This window comes from Trichocoleus sp. FACHB-40, assembly GCF_014695915.1.
GTDB classification, from domain to species: Bacteria; Cyanobacteriota; Cyanobacteriia; order Cyanobacteriales; family FACHB-T130; genus Funiculus; species Funiculus sociatus.
The window spans coordinates 1-24024 of the sequence record NZ_JACJPF010000088.1; the positions used below are offsets into that span (position 1 = coordinate 1).

At 45.7% G+C, this 24024-nt stretch carries 22 protein-coding genes; 13 read left to right on the forward strand and 9 right to left on the reverse strand.

Annotation, left to right across the window (positions count from 1 at the left end):
• The first annotated feature begins 120 nt into the window (after positions 1-120).
• The 3 genes from H6F63_RS19875 to H6F63_RS30155 all read left to right on the forward strand — a co-directional run bounded on the left by H6F63_RS19875 (position 121) and on the right by H6F63_RS30155 (position 1799).
• Entirely contained in the window at positions 121-1071 is a 951-nt protein-coding gene (locus tag H6F63_RS19875) for a hypothetical protein (RefSeq protein WP_190639219.1), read from the forward strand.
• Between the two features lie 325 nt (positions 1072-1396).
• Positions 1397-1639 carry a hypothetical protein gene (locus H6F63_RS30150; protein WP_242019947.1) on the forward strand — a complete coding sequence of 81 codons (243 nt, stop codon included), beginning with the start codon at positions 1397-1399 and terminating at the stop codon, positions 1637-1639.
• On the forward strand, positions 1623-1799 hold the full coding sequence (locus tag H6F63_RS30155; RefSeq protein WP_242019948.1) for a hypothetical protein: 177 nt from the start codon (positions 1623-1625) through the stop codon (positions 1797-1799). The genes H6F63_RS30150 and H6F63_RS30155 overlap by 17 nt, the downstream gene beginning before the upstream one ends.
• 308 nt (positions 1800-2107) lie before the next feature.
• On the opposite strand, the gene H6F63_RS19885 is transcribed toward H6F63_RS30155, so the two are convergent.
• Complete coding sequence (locus H6F63_RS19885; protein WP_190639221.1) at positions 2108-2641, reverse strand: vitamin K epoxide reductase family protein; 534 nt, start codon at positions 2639-2641, stop codon at positions 2108-2110.
• 392 nt (positions 2642-3033) lie between these two features.
• Between H6F63_RS19885 and H6F63_RS19890 the strand changes: the two genes are divergently transcribed.
• Positions 3034-3441, forward strand: a complete 408-nt coding sequence (locus H6F63_RS19890; protein ID WP_190639222.1) for a response regulator — start codon at positions 3034-3036, stop codon at positions 3439-3441.
• A 46-nt stretch (positions 3442-3487) separates the two neighbouring features.
• Here H6F63_RS19890 and H6F63_RS19895 read toward each other — a convergent pair whose 3' ends face one another.
• Positions 3488-4714 carry a sensor histidine kinase gene (locus tag H6F63_RS19895; protein WP_190639234.1) on the reverse strand — a complete coding sequence of 409 codons (1227 nt, stop codon included), beginning with the start codon at positions 4712-4714 and terminating at the stop codon, positions 3488-3490.
• 427 nt (positions 4715-5141) lie between these two features.
• The gene (locus tag H6F63_RS19900) at positions 5142-5423 is read right to left on the reverse strand and encodes a hypothetical protein (RefSeq protein WP_190639223.1); all 282 of its coding nucleotides are present in this window, start codon (positions 5421-5423) and stop codon (positions 5142-5144) included.
• Positions 5424-5778: 355 nt separating this feature from the next.
• Here H6F63_RS19900 and phaA point away from each other — a divergent pair, with 355 nt between their 5' ends.
• The 5 genes from phaA to H6F63_RS19925 all read left to right on the forward strand — a co-directional run bounded on the left by phaA (position 5779) and on the right by H6F63_RS19925 (position 11657).
• Positions 5779-6969, forward strand: a complete 1191-nt coding sequence (gene phaA, locus H6F63_RS19905) for an acetyl-CoA acetyltransferase PhaA (protein WP_190639224.1) — start codon at positions 5779-5781, stop codon at positions 6967-6969.
• 513 nt (positions 6970-7482) lie between these two features.
• The gene (locus tag H6F63_RS19910; protein WP_190639225.1) at positions 7483-8520 is read left to right on the forward strand and encodes a hemerythrin domain-containing protein; all 1038 of its coding nucleotides are present in this window, start codon (positions 7483-7485) and stop codon (positions 8518-8520) included.
• 207 nt (positions 8521-8727) lie between these two features.
• On the forward strand, positions 8728-9450 hold the full coding sequence (gene phaB / locus H6F63_RS19915) for an acetoacetyl-CoA reductase PhaB (RefSeq protein WP_190639226.1): 723 nt from the start codon (positions 8728-8730) through the stop codon (positions 9448-9450).
• 75 nt (positions 9451-9525) lie between these two features.
• Positions 9526-10380 (forward strand): alpha/beta fold hydrolase, encoded by an 855-nt coding sequence (locus H6F63_RS19920; RefSeq protein ID WP_190639227.1) that lies wholly within the window; start codon positions 9526-9528, stop codon positions 10378-10380.
• 257 nt (positions 10381-10637) lie between these two features.
• Positions 10638-11657, forward strand: a complete 1020-nt coding sequence (locus tag H6F63_RS19925) for an SDR family oxidoreductase (protein ID WP_190639228.1) — start codon at positions 10638-10640, stop codon at positions 11655-11657.
• Here the strand turns inward: H6F63_RS19925 and H6F63_RS19930 are convergent.
• Together H6F63_RS19930 and H6F63_RS19935 are read right to left on the reverse strand one after the other, a co-directional pair.
• Positions 11641-11871 (reverse strand): hypothetical protein, encoded by a 231-nt coding sequence (locus H6F63_RS19930; RefSeq protein WP_190436585.1) that lies wholly within the window; start codon positions 11869-11871, stop codon positions 11641-11643. The two genes, H6F63_RS19925 and H6F63_RS19930, sit on opposite strands and share 17 nt — an antisense overlap.
• A 136-nt stretch (positions 11872-12007) precedes the next feature.
• A complete protein-coding gene (locus H6F63_RS19935; RefSeq protein ID WP_199298169.1) occupies positions 12008-12496 on the reverse strand; it encodes a DUF6335 family protein in 489 nt (162 codons plus the stop codon).
• Positions 12497-13167: 671 nt separating this feature from the next.
• Between H6F63_RS19935 and H6F63_RS19940 the strand changes: the two genes are divergently transcribed.
• Positions 13168-14175 carry an SDR family oxidoreductase gene (locus H6F63_RS19940; RefSeq protein ID WP_190639229.1) on the forward strand — a complete coding sequence of 336 codons (1008 nt, stop codon included), beginning with the start codon at positions 13168-13170 and terminating at the stop codon, positions 14173-14175.
• A gap of 342 nt (positions 14176-14517) precedes the next feature.
• Here H6F63_RS19940 and H6F63_RS19945 read toward each other — a convergent pair whose 3' ends face one another.
• A complete protein-coding gene (locus tag H6F63_RS19945) occupies positions 14518-16230 on the reverse strand; it encodes an NAD(P)H-quinone oxidoreductase subunit 4 (protein ID WP_190436595.1) in 1713 nt (570 codons plus the stop codon).
• Positions 16231-16715: 485 nt separating this feature from the next.
• Here H6F63_RS19945 and H6F63_RS19950 point away from each other — a divergent pair, with 485 nt between their 5' ends.
• Positions 16716-18473: a hypothetical protein gene (locus H6F63_RS19950; protein WP_190639230.1), complete on the forward strand. Its 1758-nt coding sequence runs from the start codon at positions 16716-16718 to the stop codon at positions 18471-18473.
• 281 nt (positions 18474-18754) lie between these two features.
• Here the strand turns inward: H6F63_RS19950 and H6F63_RS19955 are convergent, their stop codons facing one another.
• From H6F63_RS19955 to H6F63_RS19965, 3 genes are all read right to left on the reverse strand, one after another.
• Positions 18755-19291, reverse strand: a complete 537-nt coding sequence (locus H6F63_RS19955) for a nuclear transport factor 2 family protein (protein WP_190639231.1) — start codon at positions 19289-19291, stop codon at positions 18755-18757.
• A gap of 124 nt (positions 19292-19415) precedes the next feature.
• Entirely contained in the window at positions 19416-20372 is a 957-nt protein-coding gene (locus H6F63_RS19960; protein ID WP_242019954.1) for an SDR family oxidoreductase, read from the reverse strand.
• A 139-nt stretch (positions 20373-20511) separates the two neighbouring features.
• A complete protein-coding gene (locus tag H6F63_RS19965; RefSeq protein WP_190639232.1) occupies positions 20512-21354 on the reverse strand; it encodes an AraC family transcriptional regulator in 843 nt (280 codons plus the stop codon).
• A 334-nt stretch (positions 21355-21688) separates the two neighbouring features.
• On the opposite strand from H6F63_RS19965, the gene H6F63_RS19970 reads away from it, so the two are divergent.
• Together H6F63_RS19970 and H6F63_RS19975 are read left to right on the forward strand one after the other, a co-directional pair.
• Entirely contained in the window at positions 21689-23290 is a 1602-nt protein-coding gene (locus H6F63_RS19970; RefSeq protein WP_190639233.1) for a DUF4419 domain-containing protein, read from the forward strand.
• 139 nt (positions 23291-23429) lie between these two features.
• Positions 23430-23930 (forward strand): Uma2 family endonuclease, encoded by a 501-nt coding sequence (locus H6F63_RS19975; RefSeq protein WP_347276816.1) that lies wholly within the window; start codon positions 23430-23432, stop codon positions 23928-23930.
• The last annotated feature ends 94 nt before the right edge of the window (positions 23931-24024 follow it).

The window sequence follows — 24024 nt, forward strand, 5'->3', positions numbered from 1 at the left end:
TTTGCGCTCAATTTATATCGTGACAATCGCTTTGAGAACATGGCTCAAGCCCAACGTCTTGCTGGTTTCAGCCTGAACACACTCAAGCACCTATTTAAAATGAAATAGCCCTGACCTGGGATGTTCCCTAAAATCTTTCCCTATTCTGAGCAGTTTTCTTGGTTGAATTCCGAAATGTACTTTCTTCCAAATCAAGCAAACTTCCTTGCAAGAAAGAAATTATTAGAGGACGAATATACTGGAAGATTAACTAAGATAGAAAAAGAAATTCAGCAAAATAAAGAAAAACATAGATTTTTACATAATTTACTTACTGAAACAGATGAATCACTCGTAAAGTCTGTTGAATGTTTCCTTAAATGGCTTGGTTTTGCAAATGTTATTAACATGGATGAGACCAAGCCAGACATAAAGGAGGAAGATATTCAGATTCCTTTAGATAATGGTTTATTAGTTGTTGAGATAAAAGGTATTGGTGGAACCTCTAAAGATAGTCAGTGTTCGCAAGTGAGTAAAATTAAGTATAGACGCTCTAAAGAGCGGAATAGGTTTGATGTATTTGCCTTATATTTAGTCAATCATAAACGATATCTACCTCCTGCTGAAAGGAAAAACCCACCTTTTAGCGAACAACAGATTGCTGATGCTCAATCAGATGAAAGAGGGTTACTAACCACATATGAGCTTTTTAAGCTTTACTTTAAAATCGAAGAAGGTTTTGTAACTAAAGAATATGCTAGATCTGCTTTGTTAGAGTATGGGCTTGTGAAATTCAAACCCTCAAATGCGAGGTTGCTGGGATTTCCTCTAGAAGTTCATCGCAAAGGAAAAGTTATAATACTTAAGATTAATAATCTTACTCTGCGTAAGGGCGCGACAATCATTGTCTGCAATGATGAAACTTGGTTTAAAGCAGAGGTACTAGAAATTCAAATGAATGATGAAAAAGTTGAATCTGTTACTGAGGGTGAAATAGGTGTTCAGCTCAGCCACAGTGTACAAAAAACGTCCGAACTTTGGTTGCAAGATATAGATTCTGGAAACAATCGAGTAGTAGTTGAAGCAAGCTAACAAAGCGAGCAATCTAATGCTCAAGAAACCTTGAGAGTGAGGTGATGCAGAAGTTACTTGTCGTTGCTAATCTTGATCGTCAGGCAGCAATATCACAGTTCCAGTACAAATGCCAAATCCTTCTAGTTCTACACAAGGATAGAGGCACAATGAACTTCATCTAATACTGTTTATGGTAACAATCGCAAAAACAGGCAGTAAATAGCGATGCAGAAGTTGGCAGTATTCGGTGGAACAAGGATTATTGGACGCAGCATTATCGCTATCCGACCCAGAAAGTGCTTCCATTAGGCAAATAACAAATAGCAGCTAATGGGATGGGCAAATGTCTTCTAAATCTCAACGACCTCCAAACTGGCTGTTGCAGCAGTTTCAACTCAAACCGGGTAAGCCCGATATTGCTGCCAGTTTGCAGACCCTTGTATTGGTTTTGGTTCCAATTGGGGTTGGAGTGCTAATGGGTCATCCGGCTGCTAGCGCGATCGCGCCTTCCAAAAAAGATTCAGTTTGCGTCGCTGGTTTGAGACGCTCCCAAAACAACTGCATCACCGATGGATACATGGCATAAGCACGCCAAGAAGCAGGTGTCCAGGGAATTCCTAACGTGGATTGAATGTCGCTTAAACTGGCTTGAATTTCAGCTGGTGCGTGGGACGGTTCGATCAACGGGAATGCCGATTGGTCGTCTTCTGCGATCGCTGGTTCCGCCGATGGCGATCGCGCAGTAATTCCAGAGGATTCAGCCTCTGTTGCGGAGGCTTATTGTGCTTCTCCTCTCCTCTGACTAATGGGTTGTGATATTGAAGCGACTGCTGAGTCTAATGGGAGAAGTTAGTCTTAAGTTGGAATGTACTTGTGAATACAATTGTTGAGCTTTTGGCTGGGTTAAACCAGCCAAAAGCTCAGATATACCTGAAGTCGATATATCAAGTTAACCAGGAGGCAGACCAGGAATCTAAGCGCTGGTAAAAAGGCTCTCAAGAAGACTAACTGCACTTCGGTGCTTGGTGTCCTTGTATCGGTTACTGTGTATCAATTACTGTGTGTTCTCTGCGGTGTCCTTGTCGCCGCGTCCGAGTAGGGTGCGAGCAGCGGCCATAACTTCAGGCGCTGCCAACACTAGGGACGCGAACGTGCAAAGCGTTGCCACTTGGCAGTACTCGCAAAATGCTTTGTTCTCGCTCCACTCTTCACGAGCTAGCTCGACATTCGTCACCGCGTCTATCAGGATCTTTATACCCATTGCAATTGGTAAGATCGGGTTGCGCCTAGCGCGATCTAGACCACCAGCGGAAGCCAGCCAAGCAGTGATGGCGTAAGTAAACACCATTATTGGGCCATCGGGCGAGTTAAATTTGTCGTAAGCGTAGTTAGATGCGTCAACGCGGTCTGCATCGAAAAGCTTTTGTCCGGGAGGATCGGGTAAGTGACTAACGATCCCGGTTTGGTATAGCGTCACCAGCTGTCCCATCGAACCTCCCAGCATAGACAAGCCGATAATCGCTCGCCGACGGCTCATGTGAGGGTTTTGTCCTTTACGCAATTCCTGACTTAGTTGTTGTGGCTCCATGAAGCGCAATCCTCGATAAGGTATTAACGGTCGCATCAGCGATGCACGGAGCTTTCCACCGACGAATAGAATACATACTGCGTATTCTATTCGGCAGCGATCGCGCCCGGAGCTGATAGTCGAATAAATTGTTTACCATTTTCACGAATCGGTTTGATGCGTACCTCTTACGCTGGAGGTACTTCTTCAACGCTGCGTTTGATAGGTTGTGGTATTCAAGGGTACAAACTGGCTTAATATTAGATTCTTTTTCCTCCCACGATTCTCCCTTGGTTTAAGCGGAAACTCCCCTAAGGTAGGAGGTTAGTTAGCAAGCAAACAACTACTATTTAAAAGATTGGAAGATTTAGAAACTTTTATAAGTGTCTTTACCCACAGGGAGGGTTAATTTTATGGTGCCGTCTCAAGCTCAAGCTAAACGCATTTTGTTGGTAGATGATCTAGAGGATAATGTATCCCTCCTAGAGGCGATTTTGGCGGAAGAAGGGTATGAGATTGATAGCGCTAGAAATGGTAAGTCAGCCTTAGCCAAGATAGAAGCATCGCCACCGGACTTAATATTGATGGATGCCATGATGCCAGGAATGGATGGCTATGAAGTAACTCGGCGTGTTCGGGAAAATACGAAACTTCCTTTTATTCCGATTCTGATGATTACAGCAAGTGAGAATGCTAGTATCCCTCAAGGATTAGAGCTAGGAGCTAATGACTTCATTCGGAAGCCGATTGATTTTGAGGAGTTAATGGCAAGAATTAAAGCATCTTTACGATTGAAAAACATCGTTAATCCGGCTCAATAATTTCAAGAATTATACAAGTTAGAGAAAAAACAGATAAAACCAAAACTCAAGAAATTGATTCCAGGGTTTTCACTTCTAGCGGCAAGATGACGGTAAAGGTGGAGCCTACTCCAACCTGGGATACCAGCTCAATTTTGCCTTGCATTAGGTTTACCAGTTGCGTGACTATTGCCAAACCTAAGCCAGTGCTATCGGGTAAGCGATCGCGAGTTCCAGCTTGAAAGAAGGGGTCAAAAACACGCGCCTGGTCTTCTGGGGCAATCCCAATTCCGGTGTCGCTCACCGCAATAAACCAATGGTTATCAGATAACATCTGACACGTTAATTGGACACTTCCCGCGTTTGTGTAGCGAATCGCATTGCTTAGAAGATTCGTGACAATTTGCTGTAATCGCAAGGGGTCTGTCAGCACTTTTTCAGGGGCGCGTGCAGCGGAACTATCGGCACTAGCCGAATCACAATCAATCACCATTTGTAGCTCTTTGGCAGCAGCCAAAGGCTCTAACATTTCAACTACATTGTTGATTAAAGAGCATACATCTATTAGTTCTGGGTGCAGTTCTATCTTGCCTGCGGAATACCGGGCGATTTCCAATGTATCGTTGATCAGGCGAAGTAAGTGTCTGCCATTGCGTAGCACTCGCTCAATGTGTTCCAGATTGGGAAAATTGTCTTGAACTTCAACGTTGTTTCGTGAAGAGCGTAAAATCAGCTCCGAGTAGCCAATAATGGAATTCAGAGGATTTTTCAGTTCGTGGGCTAGTTGAGAGAGATTATTCTGATTCGCTTTTAGCAAGCGAGTTAGTTCTTGATTGGTTAACTCTACTTGACTTTGCACCTGTTGTAGTTCTTGCAATCGCTCCTCTACATAACTTTTGAAACATTGGGCAATGGCTTCGTCGAGGGTCGCGTCAATCACATTGTAAGCTCGCATCACTTCGGGAACGGTACCCTCTAGTAAATCTGCCTCTAAAGTGGAAAAGATCGTCTGGCGCAGTAGACGATACTCTCGCGCAATTTCTGTGGGAGAGAAACCTTGTTCAGCCCGCAGAACGCCATGATGCAAACTGTTTTGAACGATGGATTGAATATCGTTTTCCTGCGAGTGGGAAAGCACAGTTGCCATCGCCTTTAGGACATCAGGAATATGATTCCTGATAGCTGAGCCGGGTAAATCGTCAGTGCTGGAAATCTGCCTATCCGAACGGACTGCTTCAACCCAGTTTTTGGTGATCGCGTCTATTTTTTCAACGAGTAATTGGCTAAAATCCATTGTGGCAAGAGGCGTGGAGATGGAATAGGTCAAAAACCTTCTTGGCATCATTCTACATTGAGCGATCGCGCAGTTTAGTCGGTCGAGTACACTTTAAAAAATTTTTCCCAAGGTTCAGCACCGCTTTCTGACGTTTGTATGCAAAACTACAAAGCTGCTTAACATTATGTCCTTTCTATAGGTAGAGGATTAAAGAAATTACTAGGTTTAGTTTAGTCTATGGCTTGTTTTGTAAATTGAACATTTTGATGTATGAATGAAAATAAAACTTTTTTTAGGAAACTGTTTTATACTAAAAAAGCTTCCAAGAAGTGTCTTGGGAAGCTTTATTAATCCTTTGAGGATGTTTGGAAAGTAGATAATTTTACAAACAACCTCTAAAAAATCTAGAGCCATTATCTATGTGAGTCAAACACAACTCTAAGAGTTACTCAGATTTTTTGATCTGCGTATTCCGCATCGTATTGAAATATGCCTCCCATAATTGCTTCTGAGTTTCGATGGAGAGACGAGCCACTAAAGCCTGGAATTGCAGAGAACTTGTCAGCACTTCTTCCTGGAATTTCAGAGTTTTCTCGAAGGTCTCGCGGTAATTTGGTGTGTTGGAACCTTGCATAGTCGGCATGGTAGAAGTCCAGCTCTTGAAAATCCCACTCTGCAACTCGCTTAACTGCCTGGTAAACTGCTCAAGATTATTTGCCCAATCCATTACTGTTACTCCTTTGACTTTTTTATTGGATGTGATTGTCTTGTCCACCATCTTAATCAAATAATAATTGGTAGTTAGCTCTAATGGATGATTTATAAATAAAGTATTTTTTTTAAGTTTGTTGTAAATAGAAATTAAAAGGATCGTCTTTTGATTTTTAGCATAAAAGCTTTGCCAAAAAATCCTTTTATCACGGTCAGATAAGTGGAGGAATATGGGGTAACTCAGTTCTATGAAGCCATAACAACTGATAGCTTTAGCTCAACTTTGTATAAATAATGAAACCTTCCTAAAACATCCCGCTTTAAGTTGGTAGCGCTGGACAACGTGACATTGTAAAAAATAATGAGGATGTATGCAAGAAGCCTATATTGTCTCGGCAGTACGGACGCCGCTCGGTCGGTTCGGAGGTGCGTTAACGGGTTTTTCCCCAGTAGAATTAGGTGCCCACGTCATGCAAGCAGCATTGGATCGGGCGGAAGTTTCGGGGGAAGATTTAGACCTGTATATCTTTGGTAACGTCCTCAGGGCGGGACACGGGCAGTCATTGCCGCGTCAAGCAGCTTTCAAAACTGGGATTCCCCAGACAGTGAACGGGTATGCAGTGGATATGGTGTGTTCGTCGGGCATGATGAGCGTGATGAACGCCGCCACGGCTATCCGCTCCGGCGAAGCGGAAATCATACTTGCTGGCGGCATGGAATCCATGTCCCAGGCAGGGTTTTTCCTATCGCATCGAGGCAGATGGGGGTATAAAATGCTACTGGGTGCGCCAGAGCAACTCAGCGATATTTTACTTTACGACGGTCTTACCGATTCCACGACCGGCGAAACGATGGGAGAGCAAGCTGAGCGGCTGGCAGCAGCTTACCAAGTGACGCGGAAGGATTTAGACGAAGTAGCGCTATATTCACAAGCGAGGGCAGCGATCGCAACCGAGAACGGCTGGTTCAACAAGGAGATCGCACCCATAAAAATAGAGGGCAAAAAAGGTTTGCAACTCGTGGACAAAGATGAGGGAATTCGCCCCGAAACCACCTTGCAGAGCCTTGCCAAGCTAAAACCTGCTTTTAGGGAAGATGGGGTGTTCACGGCTGGAAACAGCAGCCAGATATCCGATGGAGCCGCAGGTTTAGTTTTGGCAAGCAAAACGGCGGTGGAACGCTTTAAACTCAAACCTTTAGCTCGCATCCTTGGGGGAGCGTCGATAGGTGGAGAAACTTGGCGCTTCCCGGAAGTTCCGATTCTGGCAGTCAACAAGCTTTTAGACAAGCTGAAGATGAGAATCTACGATTTTGACTTGTTCGAGAACAACGAGGCTTTTGCTTTAAGCAGCGTGCTGTTCAACCGCAAGCTGGGCATTCCTTACGAGAAGCTGAATGTCTATGGAGGAGCGATCGCGCTGGGGCATCCCATTGGCGCTTCCGGGGCGCGAATCATCGTCACGCTGCTCAACGCCTTGCAGGAGCGAAATGGACAGATGGGACTGGCATCGGTGTGTCATGGAACTGGTGGCGGGACTGCGATCGCCATTGAGCGGCTTTGACAATTGACACTTCCAAGGCTTTTACGAAGTGGAGCCGTAGAATTCTTAGAGGATGTCCCAGAAGTGTCAAAAGTTAGCTTGATCCCCCCCAGCCCCCGCGAAGAGAGCGCCGCTGCGCTAGAAAAAAGGGGGAACAATCAAGTCTTAGTCCCCCAATTTATCGGGGGATTTAGGGGGATCTCCACCATCTAAGCGTCTCGATTATGACTGTTCAGACATCCTCTTAGTTCCGTAATCTAACTCAGCTTCTCGTGGGTTAAACCAAAACATCTAACCTGGGCTAGGTGGACAAGAACTGGATTAACGACAAAATTAAGATATTCAAGGTTTTTTCGCTTGAAATAACCCATTTCCAGAACTAAGGTAATGGTGTTCGTTCGAGTTCTCAAAGCAAGGGGTGAACAACACCTCTAAAAGCTCTGTGAGTAATATTTGGGCAACTCGTATTGAGCTACATTACCTCTGTGGTGAAGCGGGTATCAATCAGATTATTTTTCTACAGGATAACAAAGCATGGTTACAACGATTGACGATACAAAGCGGATGGCGATTGGTGAAAGATTGGCAGACCTGAGAGCCTTTCAAAGTTTAATCATCTCTAACGATCAAAAACTCATAGATGCCTGCCCTTATGAAGATGTCCGCGAGCGTCTCCAAAATATGCTTTCTGATGACCAGAAAAATCTGGGCATTATAGACACTGTAATCGTTCAATACGGCATTCAATCTGAACCGAGTGCTGCAACCAAGATATTTATTCCGCAGTTTGAGCAGATGATGTCCGGCGATGAGTTTACCTATTATCAGAAACTCATTCACCACGAACTGATGAAGCATGGTCAAGCCATGAGTGGAATTATGATCCACAAAGCCGCTCAGGTTGTAGGGGCTGATATTGAAGTAGCAATTGGGCCTCTCAATACTGTCAACTTCGAGGGTCGCGCTCACCAAGAACAGCTCAAGGGGATGCTCGAACAGGTGGGAGTCCGCGAAATGACTGGTCAAGACGCGCATCAGGGACTCTGGGCACGGGTGCAAGATGCAGTTGCTGCCCTATCGGGTGTGGCTGGCAGTGTGGTTACGCAAAACACTGACAAGCAAGATATGAATATCCAGACCCTTATCCGGCTGGATCACGAGAAAGTGAATACAATTTTCACTGAAGTTGGAGCGACGAAAGATCCTCAAAAGCTCCAAGAGTATTTCGGGCAAATCTACAAAGATTTATTAGCACACGCTCAAGCAGAAGAAGAAGTCGTGTACCCGAAAGTACGTTCTTTCTACGGCGATGACAATACTCAAGAGCTTTACGATGAGCAAGCGCAAATGAAGCAGATGCTCGATGAAATTAAAGCGATTGACCCCGTTAATGCCGACGAGTTCAGATCAAAAATTAAAGACCTGATGGATGTGGTTGGCGACCACATTCGCCAAGAAGAATTCACGATGTTCACGGCGATTGACAAAAATTGCAGCGCTGAGCAGAAAGAGCAAATGGCTACTGAATTTAAAGCTGCCAAGAGCAAGATTCAGCAAGAAATGTCAGCCTAATTGCAATAATTCGCGACTCCTATAGCAGTCCTAAATGATTCGTGAAGGCGAGATCCCCGACTTCTTGGAGAAGTCGGGGATATGAACCGCTGGGTCACAACATTGATAAATATTTGTTGGGTTTCACTGTCGCTCAACTACAACTGCAAATATTGGCGCTAAGCGGAGAAGACACTGGAATTAGTAATAGGAATTAGGGAGTGGCTCATGGTGTCTTTGGGACTGGAAGATAAAGTCGTCTTGGTAACGGGTGGTAATCGAGGGATAGGAGCCGCTATCGTCAGTCTGCTGGAGGAGCTGGGAGCTAGAGTAGCTTACACCCAGCGCAGCGCTACCAATGGTCAGCATGGAGCGATCGCAATCCAAGCCGATGTAACCGACAAGGCAGCGATGGAGGCAGTGGCAGAACAGGTTGAACAGAAACTAGGGTCGATTTATGGGATTGTGGCGAATGCTGGGATTACCCAAGACAACTTTTTTCCCAAACTGACGACCGAAGACTGGGATGCCGTAATTGACACTAACTTGAAAGGCGTTTACAACACCTTGATGCCCGTTATCCCCAAGATGTACGAGCGGAAAGAAGGCTCTGTGGTTTGCATTAGCTCAATTTCGGGTGAACGGGGAAATATCGGTCAAACTAACTACGCCGCAACCAAGGCGGCTGTGATTGGTTTAACCAAGTCCCTCGCTTTAGAGGCGGCTCGTTATGGGGTACGAGTCAACGCTGTGTCACCGGGATTTATTGAGACTGATATGGTTAAATCGGTGCCAGACAAAGTGAAAGAGCGCATTGTGTCCGAGATTCCGCTTCGTCGCTTCGGTAAGCCAGAGGAGGTTGCTTGGGCAGTTGCATTCCTGCTTTCGCCTCGCGCAAGCAGCTACGTTACTGGCGAAGTTGTGAGAGTCAACGGCGCTCATCACACTTGAGGGCAATTGCGATCGCATTCGGTTGAATGCTCATTCAACACTAATAACTATTCATAATTTACATTGGAGCCAAGCGTGAAAACAGAGGTTGAAGAGCGGCGAATCAATGTCAGCGGTTTAAGTATCCGCTACTTTAAAGCAGGCGATGATGGTCTACCGTTAGTGCTGCTACATGGAGATAGTGCCAGCGCTCTTGATTGGTCTTGGGTGCTTCCCAACCTGGGGGCTACCTATCGTGTCTATGCGCCGGACTTTCCTGGTTTCGGTGATAGTGCCAAACCATCCCTGGAGTATACGCCAGAGTTTCTTAAGCAGTTCTTGGTTGATTTTCTTGACGCGCTGGGAATTGAGCGGGCGGTGCTGGTTGGCAACTCCCTAGGCGGTCAAGTTGCGTTACGCTTTGCCCTATCCCGTCCCGAACAAGTCGCAGCTTTGGTGCTGGTAGATAGTTCCGGGCTTGGTTACGCAGTCACCCCGTTACTATCCCAGTTAACTTTACCTGGGTATGGGGATGTGATGATCGTTGGGTGCCAAACGCCTCCTGGTGCTAAGATGCGCTCTTGGTTACGGGCGACGCTGTTTTTCGCTCACCCCGCGCAGGCTCCCGCTGTGTGGATAGCCGAGCAAGAGCGAATGTCTCAGATGCCCGGTTTTCTTCAAGCTACTCTGACCTCGCTGCGTGCCCAACTGAATGTATTTGGACAGCATCAAGTATTTCTCGACTCTCTAGGGCAGTTACCGATGCCGACTCTTGTCGTGTGGGGGACGGAGGATGTGGTTCTCCCGAAAGAGCAAGCTCACGACGCGGTTAGCCGCCTAAAGCAAGGACACCTTGCCTTGATCCCCGACTGCGGTCACTTACCCCATGTCGAACGCCCGGAAATTTTTAGTGCTGAGTTGAGCCAGTTTCTCGCTGGCGTTGCTGCTTAGACAACGGTCAACCCTGCGGCTGATGTAGGCACGCTTGCTCTGGCTTATTTATTGGGTAGAAGTTGAACTCGTAGATTTCAATTAAATCAAACGTTTGTAGATTGACTTCACCTCCAGGGGTGAAGAATTTTTGGTAGTGGTAAACAGGTAGTGATATTTAATGCTCAAAGCCTTGTACAGTAGGGGGTAAAAGTGGATTTATCACTACTTCTATACCACTACCGAATTTTTAATGAGGACTTTAAGGAGTAGCATTGATGCAACTGAAGCCAATCAATCAGCAGGTCGTTGCAGTCGTGGGAGCGAGCAGCGGCATCGGGCGTGAGACAGCCCTCCAGTTTGCCAAGAGAGGGGCAAAGGTGGTCGTTTCATCTCGCAGTGAATCGAAGCTAGCATCCTTGGTAGACGAGATTCGGGGCTTTGGCGGTGAGGCAACTGCTATCGTCGCTGATGTAACAGTATTTGAGCAGGTGAAAGCGATCGCAGACCGTACTGTAGAGGTGTACGGGCGACTCGATACCTGGGTGCATTGCCCCGCGATTGCCGTTTATGCCGCTTTTGATAAGACAAAACCAGAAGAGTTCAAGCGGGTTATTGATGTCGGACTAATCGGGCAAGCATACGGTGCAATGGCAGCGCTTCCCCATCTCAAACGTGAGGGGCGAGGGGCGCTGATCCATCTCTCTTCAGTCTTGGGCAGGCGAAGTCTCCCGCTTCAAAGTTCCTACTGCACCGCAAAGCACGGTATGGAGGGATTCATCGAAGCCCTGCGTGTCGAACTGCAACATGAGAAAATACCCGTCAGTGTCACGAGTGTCAAACCCGCCGCCGTCAACACACCTCTGTACAACAATGCGCTCACCAGGCTAGGTGTGAAGCCAGCCAGCCTACCGCCTTTTTACGAACCCAGCTTGGTCGCTGACGCGGTTCTCTATGTTGCCGAACATCCAACCCGTGACTTCCTGGTTGGGGATGCGGCTCGAATGATAGATTTGCTTCAACGGATTTCGCCTGGACTGGTAGATGCCATATTGCAGCGCGTTGCCTTCAAACTCCAGCGCACCGACGAGCCAAAGTCAGACGATGCGCCAAACAATCTTTACGAATCTATCCCAGCCAATGACCGGGTTAAGGGAGATTTTAGCAACTTAGCGATACCGAGCGTTACCGACTGGCTGGATAAAAATCCCGTTCTGAAGTGGGGTGCTTTAGCAGGTGTTGTCGCACTGGGAGCGGCTTTGTTAACCCTGCCAACAGAAGTCACTCTCCCTCACTAGCTGCTGTTGAGCGTTCGGCATCTTCAGCCTCTTCCTGATAGTCCATTGCTTCTGCTTCTTCCGACAGCGGCGAAATAATTAGCGGGTTGCTTGCCGAATCGCCTAGATTAACATAGGCATCTGGAGCTGGCATCGATGGTGTATCTGGTGTATCAATGTTTCCAGTGATTTCTAGGTCTTCTATTGGTCTGGTGTCGGGATCTGGGGTTGCCATAAACTGCTCTTAGTAGGATTAATCTAGATTGATAATTGTTTTCGGGGAGTTCCCTGATTGCAAGGGTTCACTCGCATCTTTGACCAAGCAATCGGTTTGAATCTGACGGCAAATGCGATCGCGCTCCACACAATACTCAATGCTCCGGATAATCTTCCGCAGACATGGGGTCTAACTCCCATCGACCAGCGTCACGTGACTCCAAAATCTCGTTTGTCTGAAGAGATACGCCGTCGTCATAATCCAGCCCTACAGCAACTCCGAGTTCTTGAACAACATTCTGATCGGGAGTCGCAACAGTTCCCCCTACTGCTTCGTCACCAACTGCTTCCGCCTGATCCCAACGAGCATCAATATCACCGCCGGTTAGTTCTGGGCCAGCCGACGTATACTGCTCCATGCGATCCCGCATGGTTCGTCCGCCGGTTTCTAGCCCCGGCTCTACAGCAACACCTGTTCCATAGGATTCAGTAATTTCCTGGGGTAAATCTGAAATAATTGGTTCGCCAGTATCTTCTACGGGTATATCTGAAACCAGGTCAGTATCTTCGATGGGTACATCTGAAAGATTGCCTTGATCCCTTATCTTGGTTTCCTTGTCTGTTTTCCTAGTCTTATCAGCCATAATGCTTCTTGTGAATCCTGCGAATGCCTATAAATGCAACATATCTAAAGATGAGATTCTCTAGAATCCACAAATAGGATGAAAATCTATTAATTCCCTAAATAAAAAACTCAATTTCTAGCGTCAGCTAAAGTTCTTTATATCTACGAACACTTACTAGCGTAATAATAAACCCTGCTTTGGGTATAAATTGGCTAAAACCATAGTAATTATTCTCTTTAAAAGCGCACAAATTGGCCTGAATAGTTATAAATAGATTCAGCAAGCGCTCGCGGCTTCAAATATACCCCTTTTTACTGATGAGGAATAAGGCAAAATCCTAATTTTTGATTTTTACAATATTTAGGGTGCTTTTAGTCATGCTTAAGTACAACGTTTCTTTCGCTATCGCTTAGTATGATGTAATTATTGAAAAGTTGATTTTGTAGATTGCAATTAGACCAAATGTTCTAGAAAAACTTTACCTTTAGAGGATGTTTGAAAAGTGCTTTTTCAAACGTTATGGGTTAGAGATCCCTCTAAATCCCCCTTTTAAGGGGGGCTTAGAAGATTTCCCCCCCTTAAAAAGGCGGGCTAGGGGGGATCTCCAAGATTTCAGCGTCACATAGATAATTCAAACATCCTCTTAGAGGTGAATTTTTTTGGCATAAAAACTTTAAGGAGTAGCATTAATGCAACTAAAACCAATAAATCAGCAGGTTGTTGCCGTCGTTGGGGCGAGTAGCGGCATTGGGCGCGAGACAGCCCTTGAGTTTGCTCGTCGTGGGGCAAAGTTAGTTGTCTCGGCTCGTAGTGAGTCGAAGCTAGCGTCCTTGGTGGACGAGATTCGTATCTCTGGTGGTGAAGCAACGGCTGTGGTAGCTGATGTGTCGGTATTCGAGCAGGTCAAAGCGATCGCAGACCGTACTGTAGAGGTATACGGGCGGCTCGATACCTGGGTACACCTCCCTGCTGTCGGCATCTTTGCCACCTTCGACAACACCACACCAGAAGAGTTTAAGCGCGTTATTGACGTTAGCTTGATGGGGCAGGTATACGGTGCGATGGCGGCGCTACCCCATCTCAAGCGAGAGAGACAGGGGGCGCTAATCCACATCTCTTCAATGGAGGGCTTGCGAAGTCTCCCTTACCAAAGTGCATACTCCGCAGCAAAGCATGGGATCGAGGGATTCCTCGAAGCGATGCGCGTTGAGCTGCAACATGAGGGCATCCCCATCAGCGTGACGAGTGTGAAACCAGCGGTGATCAATACACCCTTCTGGAACAATGGTCTCACCAAGCTAGGTGTGAAGCCGTCAGGGATACCGCCCTACTACGACCCCAGGCTGGTCGCTGACGCGATCCTCTACGTCGCCGAACATCCAACTCGTGACTTCTTGGTTGGGGATGCGGCTAGAGCGATAGATGCGCTACAGCGGCTCTCGCCGGAACTGGTGGATTCTTTGTTGCTGCTCGTTGGCTTCCAAGCCCAACGCACCAACGAGCCGAAGTCCCCAGACGATCGGAACAATCTTTATGAGCCTGTCCCCGGCGATACTAGAGTTGATGGAGATTTTAGCAATCTGGTGATACCGAGCGTTTCTGACTGGCTGGCTAAAAATCCGGCTCTCCAGTTGGGTGCGATCGCTAGTACCGCTGCATTAGCATTCCTGGCAACACAAGTCTTCAAAGAAGAGTAAATTTAGGACGTATACCTGGATTTTTGGGTTTTTATCTGACTCAATAATCCAGCCTCTGTCAAAGTAATAATCAGCTTTCTAGCTATTTACCCAGAGGGGGCGACACGAAGACCCTCTGGGTTTTTGCCCATAAAATTCAAGGGTTTAACGTTCCTGGGAAATGTCAGCGATCGCTCAAAGTATCTTCCCCAATTGAATCAGTCTTTGTGGCACTCGCACAGCTAAAAGCGATCGCATTTGAGCCGACAAGCGCACCCAAAAAATAACTTTGGTAGCTGATCACCCTTTCAGTTAGGCAAAACGCCCCTACAATCGGCTACCAAAGGATTACTCAGGCGGCGCTTATCTTGGATAACGCTCTACCATTCCCAAAACAGGCGTTACTTCCGATTCCACCTTAGAAACCAAAAATCCTTCCGTATAAATCTGGGGATTCACTTCTGCGATTTGGGTATAAGATTGGCGAACCTGAGCATTAACTGCAACAGTTTTTACATCGTACATTTGCATAGCCATCTTGGGGTATACGCCAAAACCGATAATCAGAACTAGAAAGCAGGCAGCGATAAACACTTCACGAGGTCTAGCATCGGTAAATTCTGCATCTATAGGCAAGGTACAGTTTGTACCAAAGCAAACTGGCTCCTGATTTCCCTGACTCTGCAAATCTGGATCAGTAATGTCGCAGGTAGGTGCAATGTCGCAGGTAGGTACTTCACCAGAATTGTAAAATACCTGTCGCAGCATCGAAAGTAGATAAATTGGAGTCAGGATGACACCCACAGCGGCTAGAAAAACTGTCACGGTGCGGAAAGTTGAGCTGTAGATATCGCTAGTCGTCACACCGACGAAAACCGCAAGTTCGCTAGCAAAGCCACTCATCCCCGGCAGAGCCAACGATGCCATCACACCCATTGTAAACAGGGCAAACACAGTCGGCATTGCCTGAGCAATCCCGCCCATTTCTTTCATCGACATCGTGTGAGTGCGATCGTAAGTCACCCCAGCTAAAAAGAATAGTAATGATGCAATTAAACCGTGAGAAATCATTTGCAGCATTGCGCCGTTGATTCCCAAGTCAGTAAACGACGCAATCCCCAACAGGACAAATCCCATGTGAGAAACCGACGAATAGGCGAGACGACGCTTCATATTCGTCTGGGCAAAGGAGTTAAACGCACCGTAGATAATATTGACAACGCCCAGAATCGCTAATACAGGTGCAAAGTAAACGTGTGCATCCGAAAGAAGTCCTAAATTGAGGCGAATCAACCCATATCCGCCCATCTTCAGCAGTACGCCGGCTAATACCATCGATACGGGAGAAGATGCCTCGCCGTGTGCATCCGGTAGCCAGGTGTGCAGAGGGAAAACAGCTAGTTTGACACCAAAGGCAACTAGCAATCCTGCATAAAGCAGCAGTTCTAAAGTAAGGGGGTAATCCTTTAAGCCGAGTTCGACCATATCGAAGGTCAGATTATCGCCGTAGAAGGCCATTCCCAGACCAGCGACCAAAATAAAAATAGAAGCGGCGGCGGTATATAGTAAGAACTTCATCGCGGCGTACTGACGCTTCTGACCACCCCAAATCGAAACGAGTAGGTAGACGGGAATCAGTTCTACTTCCCACATAATGAACAGCAGCAGCACGTCTTGGGCGACGAATACCCCTACCTGTGCGGAATACAGCACCAGCATCAGGAAATAGAAGAGGTGGGGTTTGAGATTGACTTGCCACGCCGCAAATATTGAGAGTGTGGTCACTAATCCTGCCAGAAGCACAAGCGGGGCTGAAACTCCATCAATCGAAACTGCCCAGTTCAAGCCTAACTGAGGCAGCCAGGTATATTTCTCTACGAGTTGAAAAGTAGCGCTGGTTGGATCGTAATGCTTCCAAAAGACGTAGCACATCAATACAAAGTCTGCGATACCCACACCCAGTGCATACCACCGCACGCGCTTACCGTCTTTATCAGGCAGAAAAGGGATAAGCAGTGCAGCAACGAGTGGGAGCAGGATAATCGCGCTAAGCCAGGGAAATTGATCCGCTATCATGGCACTAGGAAAAAATACTTATTTGTGTATGTGATTATCTTATTAAACTTTGTAAACACTTATTCATAAATATTTCTTGTAGATCACTATAGACGGATCTATGGGTACAGGTTGAGCAACTTAAGCGTATGGTATGGGCTGGCAGAACAAGAGAATGCGATCGCTTTTGCTGGAGGCTAGGCGCGATCGCTCTTTTCGCGTGGAGTCTAACTTGGAAGATGCGATCGCCTTCATCCCATTTTAGATACACAGATTGCTGCTCTTGTCAATCGTGTTGTAGCTTCTCCGCGCTAGAGTGAGAGTGACGCGATCGCCTGTTTTGGCAGGATGAGGAAAAGCGAGCACGCTTGGCGCACACTTAATAAACCATTCATCAACGCTTGCGATAGAATCTCAGAGATTTTGGCAGCGAATGAGAACTTTAGTATCTTCAAAAATGTAGATTAGCTAAAATTTGAGTGTTATATACGGTTAACGGAATAGAAATGACTGATAAATCTTCAGAGATTCAGATAAAGGCAACCCCAAAGATCTGTGCTATTGACCTCGATAAGGAAATCATTGATGCTCTAAATAATAGAGGTTTGCAGTGTTTCTCTGGTCGATTAGGCTCCCAGATTAAAGTTCCAAATTCTAACCGCGGTCTAGGACATCAATGCCTTCTAGATTTTCTCTTTCCTCCTAATCTTCACGAGTATGACATTGTGCTTGTAGATTTGCAACAGGGAGAGCCAATTGAATATAATCGTTTAGATCATCAGCACTCATCATTTAAGGGAAGTAAAAAAACTGTTTTAGTAAGCAGCTATCCTGAAACAATTTTTGATCCACGCCCTTTCTCAGCAAATCTTCTTAAAAAAGAGCTACAGAGTCTCTATAAAAAAGAGTCGTTGATTATTATATTCTCTTCTCCTAGAGAAGTAGTTGAATATCATTCCGTATCAATAAGTCCTTATGGACATCACGAAGGAGAACCCTTTGAGCATGATATATATGAATTGCTTCCTGGTTTAGGTGGAGTTCACAATAAAACAGGTCAAAATATAAGTGTTGCACCTGGGATAGGAAGAGATATTGGAAATTTACTTCAGAAATATAGTAAAAACTTTATTTATGAAGTCGTATTTAATCATCCCACCAAATGGGTTAACAACAAAACTATTAAAAGGGATGAATTCATCCCTTTTCTGTTGAATGTAGATGGCGAAATAGTGTCATTTATTGATTCACTATATAGCCCATCAATCACATTAGTATTCCCTCAATTAATTCACAACAAAAAGGAATTTTTACTGGAGTTAATTGATGATATTTTACCGGAAACGTTTCCTATAATATTTCCTTATTCTGAACAATTTTCTTGGTTAAAATCAAATGATTATTCTCTCCCCAACCAAGTTAGTCTTTCGAGAAAGAAGGAAAAATTAGAGGCTGATTATATTAAAGCTTTAGCAGGGATTGATGGAGAAATTCATAATAATCAAGCTCAATATCAATTTTTACACAACTTGTTAACTGAAACTGGTGATGCCTTAGTTAAAGCAGTTGAATACTTTCTCAATTGGCTTGGTTTTTTAAATGTTGTCAATATGGATGAAACTGCTCCAGACATTAAAGAGGAAGATATCCAAGTTTCTCTAGAGAAGTGCTTGCTTATTGTTGAGGTTAAAGGCATTGGTGGTACTTCTAAAGATAGTGAGTGTTCACAAATAAGCAAGATTAAATACAGAAGGTCAAAAGAGCGAGGAAGTTTCGATGTTTATGCTCTCTATCTGGTGAATCATCAAAGGTATTTACCACCTAAAGAGAGAAGGAATCCTCCTTTTACCAAACACCAGATCGCTGATGCCCAATCTGATGAAAGAGGTTTGTTGACTACATATGAGCTGTTTAAGCTCTACTTTGCTATTCAAGAAGGTTTCGTAACACAGGAGGATGCAAGAAGGACTTTATTGCAATATGGACTTGTAACGTTTAGCCCATCAAACGCTTTTTTAATTGGTTCTCCTCTTGAAATTCATCACAAAGGCAAAATTGCCATAATCAAAATTGATAATGTTTCTCTATGTAAAGGCGCAACGGTTATCGTTTGTAACGATGGAATATACTCTAGAGCGGAAATACTGGAAATTCAAATAGATGGTAAGACCGTTGAAAGTGCTTCTACTGGTGAAATAGGTGTGAAGTTTGATCGTAGTATCCCAAAAGCATCTGAACTGTGGTTACAACAAAGCAACCCTTAAGTTACACTCATACTCCCACAATGTCCTTTTTTGGCAATGCGTTTGGCAAGCAGTGCTACTTTACACAAAGAGCAATCGCTCTTTCAATCAAATAAGCTGCCTCAAGTATTTGACTCAAACTCACAATCTAATGCTGCTTTAACTTTCGTATTCTAATCTAACGGCTGCATCCCAAAGCCAAAGCGGGAGACGACTAAACCTGTGTGTCCAAGCGTTGTATATTGCATGGAGAAAGTCCTTAAGTTTTGCTGCTGAAACTATCAGCTAGGGCGCGATACTGATTAAGCCAGTCGTTCTGGAAGGGGTTTGAGGGGATAAACTTTCCAGAAGAAGGCATCTGCTGCGTGTTGGTCGCCGGGAAAATTCACAGCTTCGACAATGCGATCGCCTTCAATTTTAAACAACAATGCCCAAAGCTGATCGATATTGTCCCGTTCCATGTTGCTCCAGCCTCGATGAACATCGACAACATAGGAGTCATTACCGCCCAAAAATAAGACCTCAGCCCGAAACTTGGCTTTAGCCAGCTGCTGGAAGAAAGCTAAAACTTCATCTACACCTCGCTTGGTTCCAGCTAGTGGGTGATGTCCGGGAATTGTCCAGGCAATATTCGGAGCAAAACTTTGCCGAACGGTTACTAAGTCGCCCTTACCGTATGCCTCATAGTAACTTTTAATAATTGCAACATTGGGATGTTCAGTAGAGCTAGTTTCTGCTGAAGCTTTCTGCCCTAATAGATTTTGGCTGCCCAAAAGAAACGAAAAACCTGCAACTGCACTCAAATTCAAAAACTCTTTTCGAGTTTGTTGATTAGTCATATAGTCACCAGATTCGATGTGTGAAAATTAACGAACCGCTCCAGGCGAGAGAGGACGCAGAGAAAGAAAAAGCAGAGAATTTGATGAATTAGGATTGCTATAGAAATGATTTTAGCAACTGCAACTACTTGGTGAGGTAGCCGCCTGTTACGTCAATGTCAGTACCAATAATGCAGGTGGGGTCAGCAGAGGAGAGCCACAAAACGGTTTTTGCAATCTCTTCTGAAGCCACTAGCCGCTTGAGCGGGTATTCGTTGGCAATTTGTTCTTCGGAAAGCTTCCAAGCAGCCATTGCCCGTCGCAGCATGGGCGTATCCACTGCGCCAGGCGAGATGGAATTAATGCGGATGTTTTTGTCTGCATACTCCAAAGCTGCAACTTTAGTTAAAGATGCGATCGCGTGTTTGCTGGCACTGTAGGGTGCGATCGTTGCAAAGCCAACATGACTGGAAACGGACGCATTGTTGATAATTGCACCACTCCCCTGCTTGAGCATAACGGGAAGTTCATATTTCATAGATAAGAAAGTACCTGTTGCATTGGTCGTCATCACATTCATCCAGTCTTCTAAGGACTGTTCGGCAACAGTATTCGGAGAACTCTCAATTCCGGCATTATTGAAAGCAATGTCAATCCGACCATATTTCTGAACGCCAGTATCGATAAATGCTTTAATTTCCTCTTCCTTGCGGACATCTACTTTCTGATAGCTAGCTTTACCGCCTTGAGTGTTAATTTCTTGGGCAACCTTCTCTCCAAGTGCTTCCCGGCGACCGCAAAAGTGAACAGCGGCCCCTTCCTTAGCAAATGCCCGTGCGGTTGCTTCCCCAATCCCTGATGTAGCACCAGTAATTAGAACGACTTTGCCTGCAAATCTTCCCTCTGGTTTAGCGGAAACTTGCTGTGCGACAGCAGACTGTGGCGTATTTGCATCAACCTTTCCGCCAACCGTCATGGCAGCAACACCTGCCAAGCCTGCGCCACCGTAAAGCATCATGCGACGGCGACTGACCCCTGCAATTTTCTCACGGCGAGGGGTTTTGACATCACTAGAGGCGTTGTGTTCAAAATCGTTTGTCATTTTTGCTTTCCCTAGCTTTGCTTCAAGTCTGCAATTGGCTCTTGTATTATCCAAAGCTTAGAAAAGATAAAATGTACATTCATGACCGATTCTTGCTGTCGTTTATGCTAATCTTGCTTTTCTGCGTGCTGCAATAGCATTAAAGACTATCCCGATAGCCTTTAGGTGTTGTGCCTGTGGCTTTACGAAATTGGGCAGTAAAGTGGCTTTGATTAGAGAAACCAACCCGATATGCCACTTCAGCAACGGGAAGACGGGTTATAGACAACAACATTTTTGCTCGTTCCATGCGCCGATGAGTAATGTAGCGATGGGGCGGTTGACCTGTGGCAGTTTTAAAGGCACGAGCAAAGTGAAAGGGACTTATATGCACCACACTAGCCAAGTCTGCAATGCTCAAATTTTCAGCCAGATGTTCTTCAATAAAATCTTTGACTAGGCTCAACCTGGGGGTGTCAAGCGCTCCATCTTGCAGAGCTGGCGAAATCCGTGTCCCGCTATAATTTCGTAGAAGATGAACCGCTAATAGGTTGGTCAGGGACTCAGTATAAAGTTTCCCAGCTAAACCGCCGTTGAGCATTTCGGACTTGAACAACTGCGCCAAATGCACGATAGTTGGGTCTGCAAACATGACGCGATAATCGATTTCGACATTGCTAGACAAAGAACATTCTGCTGCTACTCGACTCAGCAAGTTTGGGTCTAGCATCATGTGAACGCACTCACTCGGTCGCTGTGAGTGTAACCAAACAAACTCGCACGATGAGTAGAGGAAAACACTTCCGGGATGCAGCGATGTTGTTTGGCTTGAACCTCCATCAACACACCACGTCACGCGCTCGTGGGGAGCAAAGGCGACACCGACAAGGTGTTTGGGCATCGTCTTATCGTTTTCACCAGGTGGTGTCAGGGAATACTCGACTGTGATGCTATCCCATTCGGCTTTGAGGCTAGATCCTACTTCAGGTTTGAATCCGGGCATGATTTTTACCTCTGCTGATAGGCTGAGAGCAGTGATTCCTGTCAGGAACGCCGTAGCGAAGGCGAGGTGAAAGCGAGCGGATCGGGTTTACTTTTGCTACGAAGCAGTATCCTCAATTCAAAGTCGGCGTGTCAAGAGGCGCTTCTTTGGCTAACAGAGGAAAGTTCATGCTTTAACCTTATACATGAGCGATAGGCGATCGCACTATCTGACCTTAACTCCATAGAGAAAGAGGGGATTATTTCTTTGATTCGTAGGATATATTCTTGAAATATGCCACTTTCTTGTAAATTCGCTTACACTCCAGCCTATTTGCTCATCCTCAGAAATTTTTATGGAAACCCTAGCCTCAATTTTGCATCAATCGGAGGGAGAAATTAGTTTTCTCGTTGATGATGTCCAGGTATGTGAAGATATCCTTCCTGTTAACAAGGCTTGGAGGAAATTTGAGCAGCGATTAGGCTTCTCATTATTGGCATTCAGCCACAATAACTCATTTGAAGTCATTCAGGAATCAGGGAATCATCCCCTAGTCACTGCTATTCATATTGCCCACAGCGAACATCGACCCCTGTTACTAACTCCAGATGCAATTTGGCTGACGATTGCCCAAGGGTTTGCACAACACATCAATAATAATGCGGAAAAGTTGCGATCGCGTTTTGTGGGTCATTCAGGCAAGCTGGAGTTAAAGGTTGAGACTCAAAAATTCGCTCAACCGAGTGACTGGACTGAAGTGATTGAAAAATGGTCAGAACGCATTCGTCACAATGTTAAGCCCGATATTCACTCACTAATGGTTTGCAACTTCAGCACCACTACATCCATCATCCAAACTGCAAGTCAGGTGGTGATGATGGAGGCATTTCAGCAGTATTTTGATTATATGCTCTATGCCATTTGCGGCATTCCTTGGATTGCGGTGCGCGGAACAGAAGCAGACTGGCGCAGTATCCGAGGGCGGGTTGAAGCGATCGCTGCTTACGATCTGGGTTGGTGGACAGAACGGCTGTTGCCAATTTGTGATGCTTTGATTGACACCGTTGCTGGTAGACCTCCATTGAAATTTTGGCAGCACATTTACAAACCAAAGGAGATATACGGTGGAGAGGTGATTACAGGATGGTTAGCCGATCTATTTCCCTACATTAATCACTCCGTCACCCACGCTCCTATACAAAAGAATCCGATTCTAGATATCCCTCGTGCAGAGCTCACGGTCGAGGACGGAATCTCACCAACAGTATTGCCTACTGGACTCTCTAAAGCACCAATCGCACTCGTTACCCCTCAAGGAGAAGGTGATTTAGAAGTAGTTGCAGGCTTTATTGGAGTTCGACAACAAGATGGCTATCTCCATCCGGAAATCGGCTGGGCAGTACGGGAGCAAAATCGATTTCTCAAGTTCCTAAACACGCTAAAGCAAAAACCTGGCGTGCGATCGCCGATTGATTGGTCAGAGAATCAAAGCCAACCGGAAATGCCAAAGGAACTGATTCAACTCCACAGCCATTTCGACGGTGGCACAATTTTTGCTCAAAGTGAATATCCTTGGCACATTCGGGCATTACAGGACTATACTTATCACGAGTTGAAAGGTACTGACAAACCGTTCACTGGTTTCATCGATATTCAGGGCGATCGGTTCACTGGTTTCATGGATATTGAGGGCGATCGCTGCATTGCCTACGGTTATGTACGCCGCCTCAACAGTAGAAATCGCCTTTGGGAATGGTGGGTGATTGTAGGCAAACCCGTTTGGGAAGGAACCATTCCAATTTTTGGGCAAGAAGTTTGGACATTCACAACGGAAGACGTAAAGGTGATTGCTAAAGGAATTCCGCAACTGTTTGAACGTATCGCGAAAGCTAAGGGACAATACTACTTTGACGATCCTGACTTCCAACCAGATGATTCATTGTCGGCATCCAGATAGTTTTGGCATCCGATTCAATGGCATCACTTACTCTGATAGGTGCGATCGCGTATTCTCCTAAGCAACCTTATTCCCCGCGTACAAAGGCAATTTCACAAGTGCTACCATCACCAGTAAATGCGCTCAATTCACATACCCTGTGTCCACATCCATACCATCGGATACACTGAATACCCAAACCATTGCGGCAGTACCAACAGAACCCGTGTGGCGTTTGAGTGTTGAGCAGTATCACCAGATGATTCGTCTTGGCATCCTGAGCGACGACGATCCGGTAGAGCTGCTGGATGGATGGTTGGTCTACAAAATGCCGAAAAATCCGCCCCATCGTGCGACCACCAAACTGACTCGAAATGCCTTAGAAGCCGTCATTCCTGAAGGCTGGTACGTCGATACTCAAGAACCTATCACCCTAGCAGATAGTGAGCCAGAACCAGATGTGGTGGTCGTTCGGGGAAATACCCGCGATTACCTCGAACGTCATCCCGGTGCCTCTGACATCGCTCTAATTATTGAAGTTGCTGATTCTACCCTGGAGCGCGAATGTCCTGGGGACACGCTTCGCGAACGCACTTCAAAACAGCGCCTCTACGCTCGTGCTGGGATTCCGATTTACTGGATTAAGCTGTTGTGCATTTAAATTGTGATAAAAGCATTACCTTTGTTTTTGAGCTTTCGTCCCCACTTAATAACCAGCTCTCCTTCATTTAAAAGCCGATGTAATAAATACTCTA

Bases quoted from the DNA above. Each gene is read 5' to 3' on its own strand.
- H6F63_RS19965 (WP_190639232.1), bottom strand. From the start codon at position 21,354: ATGCCCGGATTCAAACCTGAAGTAGGATCTAGCCTCAAAGCCGAATGG.
- H6F63_RS30155 (WP_242019948.1), top strand. From the start codon at position 1,623: ATGGATACATGGCATAAGCACGCCAAGAAGCAGGTGTCCAGGGAATTC.
- H6F63_RS19945 (WP_190436595.1), bottom strand. From the start codon at position 16,230: ATGATAGCGGATCAATTTCCCTGGCTTAGCGCGATTATCCTGCTCCCA.
- H6F63_RS30150 (WP_242019947.1), top strand. From the start codon at position 1,397: ATGTCTTCTAAATCTCAACGACCTCCAAACTGGCTGTTGCAGCAGTTT.
- H6F63_RS19950 (WP_190639230.1), top strand. From the start codon at position 16,716: ATGACTGATAAATCTTCAGAGATTCAGATAAAGGCAACCCCAAAGATC.
- H6F63_RS19930 (WP_190436585.1), bottom strand. From the start codon at position 11,871: ATGGCAACCCCAGATCCCGACACCAGACCAATAGAAGACCTAGAAATC.
- H6F63_RS19935 (WP_199298169.1), bottom strand. From the start codon at position 12,496: ATGGCTGATAAGACTAGGAAAACAGACAAGGAAACCAAGATAAGGGAT.
- phaA (WP_190639224.1), top strand. From the start codon at position 5,779: ATGCAAGAAGCCTATATTGTCTCGGCAGTACGGACGCCGCTCGGTCGG.
- H6F63_RS19970 (WP_190639233.1), top strand. From the start codon at position 21,689: ATGGAAACCCTAGCCTCAATTTTGCATCAATCGGAGGGAGAAATTAGT.
- H6F63_RS19910 (WP_190639225.1), top strand. From the start codon at position 7,483: ATGGTTACAACGATTGACGATACAAAGCGGATGGCGATTGGTGAAAGA.
- H6F63_RS19900 (WP_190639223.1), bottom strand. From the start codon at position 5,423: ATGGATTGGGCAAATAATCTTGAGCAGTTTACCAGGCAGTTAAGCGAG.
- H6F63_RS19875 (WP_190639219.1), top strand. From the start codon at position 121: ATGTTCCCTAAAATCTTTCCCTATTCTGAGCAGTTTTCTTGGTTGAAT.
- phaB (WP_190639226.1), top strand. From the start codon at position 8,728: ATGGTGTCTTTGGGACTGGAAGATAAAGTCGTCTTGGTAACGGGTGGT.
- H6F63_RS19925 (WP_190639228.1), top strand. From the start codon at position 10,638: ATGCAACTGAAGCCAATCAATCAGCAGGTCGTTGCAGTCGTGGGAGCG.
- H6F63_RS19890 (WP_190639222.1), top strand. From the start codon at position 3,034: ATGGTGCCGTCTCAAGCTCAAGCTAAACGCATTTTGTTGGTAGATGAT.
- H6F63_RS19940 (WP_190639229.1), top strand. From the start codon at position 13,168: ATGCAACTAAAACCAATAAATCAGCAGGTTGTTGCCGTCGTTGGGGCG.
- H6F63_RS19960 (WP_242019954.1), bottom strand. From the start codon at position 20,372: ATGACAAACGATTTTGAACACAACGCCTCTAGTGATGTCAAAACCCCT.
- H6F63_RS19895 (WP_190639234.1), bottom strand. From the start codon at position 4,714: ATGGATTTTAGCCAATTACTCGTTGAAAAAATAGACGCGATCACCAAA.
- H6F63_RS19955 (WP_190639231.1), bottom strand. From the start codon at position 19,291: ATGACTAATCAACAAACTCGAAAAGAGTTTTTGAATTTGAGTGCAGTT.
- H6F63_RS19885 (WP_190639221.1), bottom strand. From the start codon at position 2,641: ATGGAGCCACAACAACTAAGTCAGGAATTGCGTAAAGGACAAAACCCT.